The organism is Gordonia sp. (in: high G+C Gram-positive bacteria), assembly GCF_012515855.1.
Lineage (GTDB): Bacteria > Actinomycetota > Actinomycetes > Mycobacteriales > Mycobacteriaceae > Gordonia.
Window position 1 is genome coordinate 1 of sequence record NZ_JAAYXO010000241.1, and the last position, 6,635, is coordinate 6,635.

Annotated in this window: 7 protein-coding genes; 6 read left to right on the forward strand and 1 reads right to left on the reverse strand. The window is 68.1% G+C overall.

All coding sequences use genetic code 11. From position 1 onward, the window contains the following. Positions 1 to 739 (reverse strand): hypothetical protein (locus GX543_RS17320; RefSeq protein WP_290853718.1); only part of this gene is annotated, 739 nt, incomplete at its 3' end. A gap of 309 nt (positions 740 to 1,048) precedes the next feature. On the opposite strand from GX543_RS17320, the gene GX543_RS17325 reads away from it, so the two are divergent. From GX543_RS17325 to GX543_RS17350, 6 genes are all read left to right on the forward strand, one after another. After that, on the forward strand, positions 1,049 to 1,624 hold the full coding sequence (locus GX543_RS17325; protein ID WP_290853719.1) for a TerD family protein: 576 nt from the start codon (positions 1,049 to 1,051) through the stop codon (positions 1,622 to 1,624). A gap of 117 nt (positions 1,625 to 1,741) precedes the next feature. Then, the gene (locus tag GX543_RS17330) at positions 1,742 to 2,878 is read left to right on the forward strand and encodes a DUF475 domain-containing protein (protein WP_290853720.1); all 1,137 of its coding nucleotides are present in this window, start codon (positions 1,742 to 1,744) and stop codon (positions 2,876 to 2,878) included. Positions 2,879 to 2,938: 60 nt separating this feature from the next. Then, positions 2,939 to 3,544, forward strand: coding sequence for a Tellurium resistance (locus GX543_RS17335; RefSeq protein WP_290853721.1), 606 nt, complete (start codon positions 2,939 to 2,941; stop codon positions 3,542 to 3,544). A 60-nt stretch (positions 3,545 to 3,604) separates the two neighbouring features. Then, a complete protein-coding gene (locus tag GX543_RS17340; protein ID WP_290853722.1) occupies positions 3,605 to 4,792 on the forward strand; it encodes a hypothetical protein in 1,188 nt (395 codons plus the stop codon). A 53-nt stretch (positions 4,793 to 4,845) separates the two neighbouring features. Continuing rightward, positions 4,846 to 6,027: an HpcH/HpaI aldolase/citrate lyase family protein gene (locus GX543_RS17345; protein ID WP_290853724.1), complete on the forward strand. Its 1,182-nt coding sequence runs from the start codon at positions 4,846 to 4,848 to the stop codon at positions 6,025 to 6,027. Beyond that, a partial coding sequence (locus GX543_RS17350) for a phosphoribosyltransferase domain-containing protein (protein WP_290853726.1) occupies positions 6,024 to 6,635 on the forward strand: 612 nt, incomplete at its 3' end. The genes GX543_RS17345 and GX543_RS17350, both read left to right, overlap by 4 nt.

Here is a 6,635-nt window from a genome sequence, read left to right on the forward strand (position 1 = left end):
CGAGCAGCCGATCCAACTCGTTTCCACCCAGCACGCCCGGTCCCGGCGCGGGCGACGGCTGGGTGAACGCGACGAGGATCCGCGCCTGACTTCCCGTGGGAAACCCGGTGACCTCCACGTGCACGGCGAACTCCACCGGGCCTCCGGGCCGCGCTCGACCCATGCGGATCAACCCGGGGCGATCCTCGAGCACCACGATGCCGGCACCCGACAGCGATTCCGCGGCAGCGAGAACCGCCGCGTGCAGCCGGCCTGGCGGCACCGGGGACTGAACCACGCCGGCAACGTCGGCCGCAGCGGAAGCACCGTTCGGCGGTCGTAAAGAGTCGAGCCGGGATTGCAGCCCGCTGCCCAGGTTCGCGGGCCAACCGACTTGACCTCGGGTGAGCAGATGTCCGACCAACATCAGTACTAATCCACCGACGATCAACGGAATTCCTACGGCGAGGCCTTCCGCATCGGTTGTGGACGAGGAACCGGTTTCGTCGAAGGTCGTCGTCGTGGTCAAGGTCGTCGCCACGATGACGCCCGCTCCGAATGTCGGCAGACCGATCACGGACAGCATCCGCCCCGGCTGCACTCGGAGGTGGATGCACACCGCGACGAAGGCGAACGCGAGCCCGACACCCAGCACGCCGAAGCTGTCCATCCCGCTCACCAGAAAGATGAAGACCAGCAGAAGTCCGATTCCGCCGAGCGCTGCGATGCTCACTTTGCGCACGTCGAGTGGAGATTGCATCGGCGTCCTCTCTTGTCGATCACGTCCCGCACGGGTCGCTGCGCCGCAAACCTAGTCGACCCGACCTAATTCGCACATCGTCCGAATCGACGAATAGCGGTGACTCACAGGCAAGTTCGCGCAACCGACTGACACCAGCTGTGGGGGCACGCCGAACGTGCCGCCGCCAAGGTCCATCATTCAAACGACCTCGCGCACGGGCGCATCCTCGGAGTCACAGATACTGTTGGGCACGCGTGAGAAAAACTATCGACATCGCGTGGCCGACGATCCGGGCCGACCGCCCGGGAAATGAAAGTGAGAAACAGCATGGGTGTGAGCCTGACTAAGGGTGGCAACGTCTCGCTGACCAAGGAGGCCCCGGGCCTCACCGCAGTGACGATCGGTCTGGGCTGGGACGCCCGCACCACGACCGGTACCGACTTCGACCTCGACGGCAGTGCCATCGCACTCGGCGCGGACAAGAAGGTCGTCTCCGACCAGCACTTCATCTTCTTCAACAACCTGCGCTCGCCCGACGGCGCCATCGAGCACACCGGCGACAACCTGACCGGCGAGGGCGACGGCGACGACGAGTCGATCAAGCTCGATCTCGCGGGCATGCCGCCGCAGGTCGACTCCATCGTGTTCCCGGTCTCGATCTACGACGCCGATGCTCGTTCGCAGTCGTTCGGCCAGGTCCGGAACGCCTACATCCGCGTCATCAACCAGGCAGGCGGCGCTGAGATCGCCCGCTACGACCTCAGCGAGGACGCCTCCACCGAGACCGCGATGGTCTTCGGCGAGCTCTACCGCAACGGTGCCGAGTGGAAGTTCCGCGCCATCGGCCAGGGCTACGCGGCCGGCCTCGCCGGCATCGCCCGCGACTACGGCGTCAACGTCTAAAGACCGACGTCTTCTCGATTGTGGTCGGTGCGTCGGCGCGTTGCAGCGCCGACGCACTGAACCGGTTGCGCACAAGCGCAGCCGTCCTTCCTTAGCCTGGAAAGGCTGTCTCCCAACGTGTTCTTCCGTATCTTCGGCATCTCGTTCGCAGTCACCATCGCGGCGCTGATCGCGGCCTATTTCTATGGGGGCCTCACCGCAGTCCTCCTCACCCTGATCCTCGGCATCCTCGAGGTGTCGCTGTCGTTCGACAACGCGGTGATCAACGCGACCGTCCTGCGACGGATGAGCGAGTTCTGGCAGAAGATCTTCCTGACGATCGGCATCGTGATCGCGGTGTTCGGCATGCGCCTGGTGTTTCCGCTCGCCGTGGTCTGGCTGGCGTCCGGGCTCAATCCGATCGACGCTCTCGACCTGGCGCTGAACCCGCCCGCCAACGACGCCGCGTACTTCGCGAACGGGGACCCGTCGTACGAGACGATCATCACCGACGCGCATCCGCAGATCGCGGCGTTCGGCGGCATGTTCCTGCTGATGCTGTTCCTCGGGTTCATCTTCGACGACAAGGAGATCACCTGGCTGTCGTGGATCGAGCGACCGCTGATCCGCATCGGCAAGCTCGACCAGCTGGGCGTCATCATCGCCACCGGCATCCTGGTGATCACCGCGACGTTCATCGCGCCCGAGGACAAGACGGCGACGGTCATGATCGCCGGCGCACTCGGCATGATCACATACATCGCGGTCAATGGACTGGGCGAACTCTTCCACGTGGAAGAGGAGGGCGAGGAGCCGAGCAGCGGCCCGTCGGACCTCGTCAAGGCCACCGGTAAGGCCGGCTTCTTCCTGTTCCTGTACCTCGAGGTGTTGGACGCGTCGTTCTCGTTCGACGGCGTCATCGGCGCCTTCGCGATCACGGCGGATCCGATCATCATCGCCCTCGGCCTCGGCCTGATCGGCGCGATGTTCGTCCGTTCGCTGACCGTCTTCCTGGTCCGCAAGGGCACCCTCTCGGAGTACGTCTACCTGGAGCACGGCGCGCACTGGGCCATCGGCGCCCTGGCCGTGATCCTGATGTACTCGATCGGCACGCACGTTCCCGAGGTCGTCACCGGCCTGGTCGGCGTGGTCCTGATCCTCGCCGCCCTGGCCAGCAGCATCTTCCGCCGACGGCGCGAAGAGGCGGCAGAAGAGACGGGCGCCGGCGAGAAGCCGGCCGTCACCGACGACGCCGAGGCCGAGCAGAGTCGCTGACCGCGTGCCTGCGGGCGTGATCGCGCCCGCAGGCATCACCTCAACTTCAAGGGAGTTTCCATGGCTGTGAACATGAACAAGGTCACCCTCGACAAGAGTCGTCCCAGTGTTTCGCTGACCAAGCGCGGCGAAGTGCAGGGCAACATGCGCGTCAATCTCAACTGGACGCAGGGCAGCACCGGCGGCTTCTTCAAGCGGAACAAGGGCATCGACCTCGATCTCGCCGCGATGTACGAGCTCGCCGACGGCACCAAGGGCATCGTCCAGGCGCTCGGCAACTCGTTCGGCGACCTGAACCAGGCACCGTTCATCTTTCTGGACGGCGACGACCGCAGCGGCACCAACTCCGGCGGCGAGAACCTCTTCATCAATCTGGGCCAGGTCAACGCCTTCCGGCGCATTCTGATCTTCGCGTACATCTACGAGGGCGCGCCGAACTGGTCGGCGGCCAACGGTCTGGTGACCCTGGTCCCGACCAGCGGGCCGCAGGTCGAGGTGGCGCTGGACTCGGCGGACGATCGGGCGATCTCGTGCGCGGTCGCGATGCTCACCAACGTGAACGGCGAAATGCAGGTCAGCCGCGAAGTTCGCTACATCCAGGGCGCGCAGCGGGCCGTCGACGAAGCGTACGGCTTCGGCATGCGCTGGACCGCCGGTCGGAAGTAGTGAGGTCGGCGCCGGAGTCGGACGAACGACGCCGGCGCCACCGCTCGCTAGCATCGAATCGTGTCCAGCAATCAGCGCCGCGGCTTCTTCGGACGACGGCCCGCCGTCGTCCGCGCCTCTGGCGAGCAGCTGGCAGCGCTGACGGCGGCCTTCTTCGAGTGCGAGTCGCGGATGACCGAGGTGGGTCCCGCGGTCGACGCCGCGCACGCGGCACGCGTTCCCGGTGATCCGAGCGCCGACTGGATCGCACTGCGCGAGCAGTACGATGCGGTCCTCACCGTGTACCTGCGGGTCTCGGCCACCGACTCGGAGGAGGCGACCCCGGCGGCGGTCGACGACTCCATCCGATCGTTCCGCGGTCTCGCCGCCGACATCGATCGGTTCGTCTCCCGCCACGGCCGGGCCCTCGCTGACGGTCGAACCGCCGCCGCGGGTTCGGCTCGCGCCGACCAGGAGGCCCGGATCGCGGCCACCCGGGCAACCAACGCGCTCACCGAGGCGCCGATGCACTTCGCCGCGTTGGCGACCGTTCGAGGCGCAGCCGACGCCCTGGGCCGCGCCACCGCCGCGTTCGAGGCCTCGACCGACTTCGCCGCCCGCCAGGCAGCGGCCGAAGCGGTGAGCGATGCCGCTCGGGAGCTCGAAGCCCGTCTGGCCGCCGCGCCCGAGCTCGCGGGCGACGCCGACCGGACCATTCGCTCGTTGACCACCCGCAGCCAGGCTCTCGAGAACCGGCTCAGCCAGGTGCCCGGCGTCATTTCCAGCCTGCTGCGCGAGTTCAGCGCGGGGTGCTCCGCCGATCTGGTCCACGCCGACACCCAGGCGCGCGACGCGATCGACGCGGGCCTGGCCCTTCTCGAACGTGCGACGCAGATCGCCTCGACCTCGCCCGACGAGTCGTTGGTCGTCTCCGATCAGGCCCGCGATCGACTCTCCGACGCAGGCGACATCATCGACCGCGTCTTCGACCGCCAGCACGAACTGCGCGAGGTCCGCGCCGACCCGAAGGCGGAGGCGGCGCGGGTCCGCTTCAAGCTGCGAGACGCCCAGCACTTCGCCGTGCAGCACGGGCTCGCCGCCGAGTGGGGTTCGGTGCTCGACGCACAGTCCGATCGCATCGACCGCGCGGGCGGCGAACTCGAGCGCGTGCATCCGGACTACTGGTCGTACCTGTCCCAGTTGCGAGTGGTCGACGCTCGGATCACCGAGATCGTCGACCGCATGCGCCACCAGATCGCCAACCCCTGACCCGCTCACCGTCCACGACTTTCCGCATCACCATCACCCCGAGGACTTCCGTTTTGATCGACGCTCCCGCCACCGCAGGCGTATCGCACTTCCGTCACCTTCCCGAGGCGACGCTCGACCGTCTCTTTCTCCGCCGGCCCGAGGCCATCACGCTGGATTCGCCCGCGCGGCGCATCGCCGTGGCGCTCGGCGCGACGCTGTACGTCCCCGCGACCCGCGATGACCTCACCGCGGTGATCCGCAAGCGCGCGGGCGAGGGCGTCACCTCGATGGTCATCGACCTCGAAGACGCCGTGACCGACGACGACCAGCACGCGGCGTTGGAATCGGCGATCGCCACGATCAACGAGCTCACCGAGGCGCGTTGGAACGCCCTCCTGCTGTTCGTCCGAGTCCGCGCCGCCGAGCAGATCACGGCGATCGCCGGCCGGTTGGCGCCCGACCACTGCCTGGCGGGCTTCGTGCTGCCGAAGTTCGAGGCCGCCGACGGCGAGGCCTCCCTCGAAGCCGTCGAAGCCGCGTCACAGACTGCCGGCCGCACCCTGTTCGCGATGCCGGTCCTGGAGACCGCCGCGGTGGTCCATCGGGAGACCCGCGATCCCGAACTCCTGCAGGTCCGCGAGATCCTCAACCGGCACCGGGACATCGTCCTGGCCGTCCGCATCGGCGCCACCGACATCTGCGGCCTGTTCGGCATCCGTCGCGACCGGGACGTCACCATCTACGACGTTCGCGTGGCGTCGGACGTCATCGCCAGCATCGTCAACATGCTGGGGCGCAGCGACGACACCGGCTTCGTCATCACCGGGCCGGTGTGGGAGTACTTCGCGAACCACGAGCGCATGTTCGCGCCCACCCTGCGACACACCCCGTTCCGCGAGAGCGACGCCGTGGTCTTCCGCAGCCAACTGGTGACCCGCGACCTCGACGGACTGCTCCGCGAGATCGCCCTGGACCGGGCCAACGGCATCACCGGCAAGACCGTGATCCATCCGGGGCACGTCGGGATCGTCCACACCCTCTCGTGCGTCACCGAGGAGGAGTACGCCGACGCCCTCGACATCACCGACCGCGACGGCGGCGGCGCGCAGGCGTCGTCGTTCCGCAACAAGATGAACGAGCTGAAACCCCACCGCAACTGGGCCCTCGACGTGCTCGACCGCGCCGCGGTGTTCGGCGTGGCGAAACACGACGTGAACTTCGTCGACCTCCTCACGGCATGGGCGGGCGAATGACGGCCCCCGACTGGGTGAGCGCCGCCTTCGGCGTCGAACTCCACGACCGCCCCGGCGCCGCACCGATCAGCGAACTGGTTCAGCTCGGCCTGCGCCGCAACCCCAAGCGGGCGCACCTGCTGGTCTCGACGGTCCTCGGCAAGCACCTGCCGACCCCGCCCGCCGCGGTACGCGGCAGCGCCGACGACCTCGGCGACGCGGTGGTCGCGCTCCTGGGCCCGCGCGCCGCGGAGGCCACCGTTCTGGGCTTCGCCGAGACCGCCACCGGACTCGGTCACTGTGTCGCCGAACGCATCGGTGCCGCCCGCTACCTGCACTCCACCCGACGTGCGGTGCCGGGCGCACAGGTCAGCGGCACGTTCGAGGAGGGACACTCGCACGCGACCACCCACCTGCTGCTACCCACCGACGCCGCGTTCCTCGACACGCCCGCCACCTGCCCGGTGGTCCTCGTGGACGACGAGCTGAGCACCGGACGCACCGCCGTGGAGGCGATCGCCTCGCTGCACGCCCTCCACCCGCACCACCGCTACCTGGTGGCGTCGCTGGTCGACATGCGCGACGACGCGCAGGAGGCCGACTGCGCGGCCGCCGCCCGCGAGCTCGGC

Excerpts from the sequence above, each read along its gene's own strand:
- GX543_RS17335 (WP_290853721.1), top strand. The coding sequence starts at position 2,939 with ATGGCTGTGAACATGAACAAGGTCACCCTCGACAAGAGTCGTCCCAGT.
- GX543_RS17325 (WP_290853719.1), top strand. The coding sequence starts at position 1,049 with ATGGGTGTGAGCCTGACTAAGGGTGGCAACGTCTCGCTGACCAAGGAG.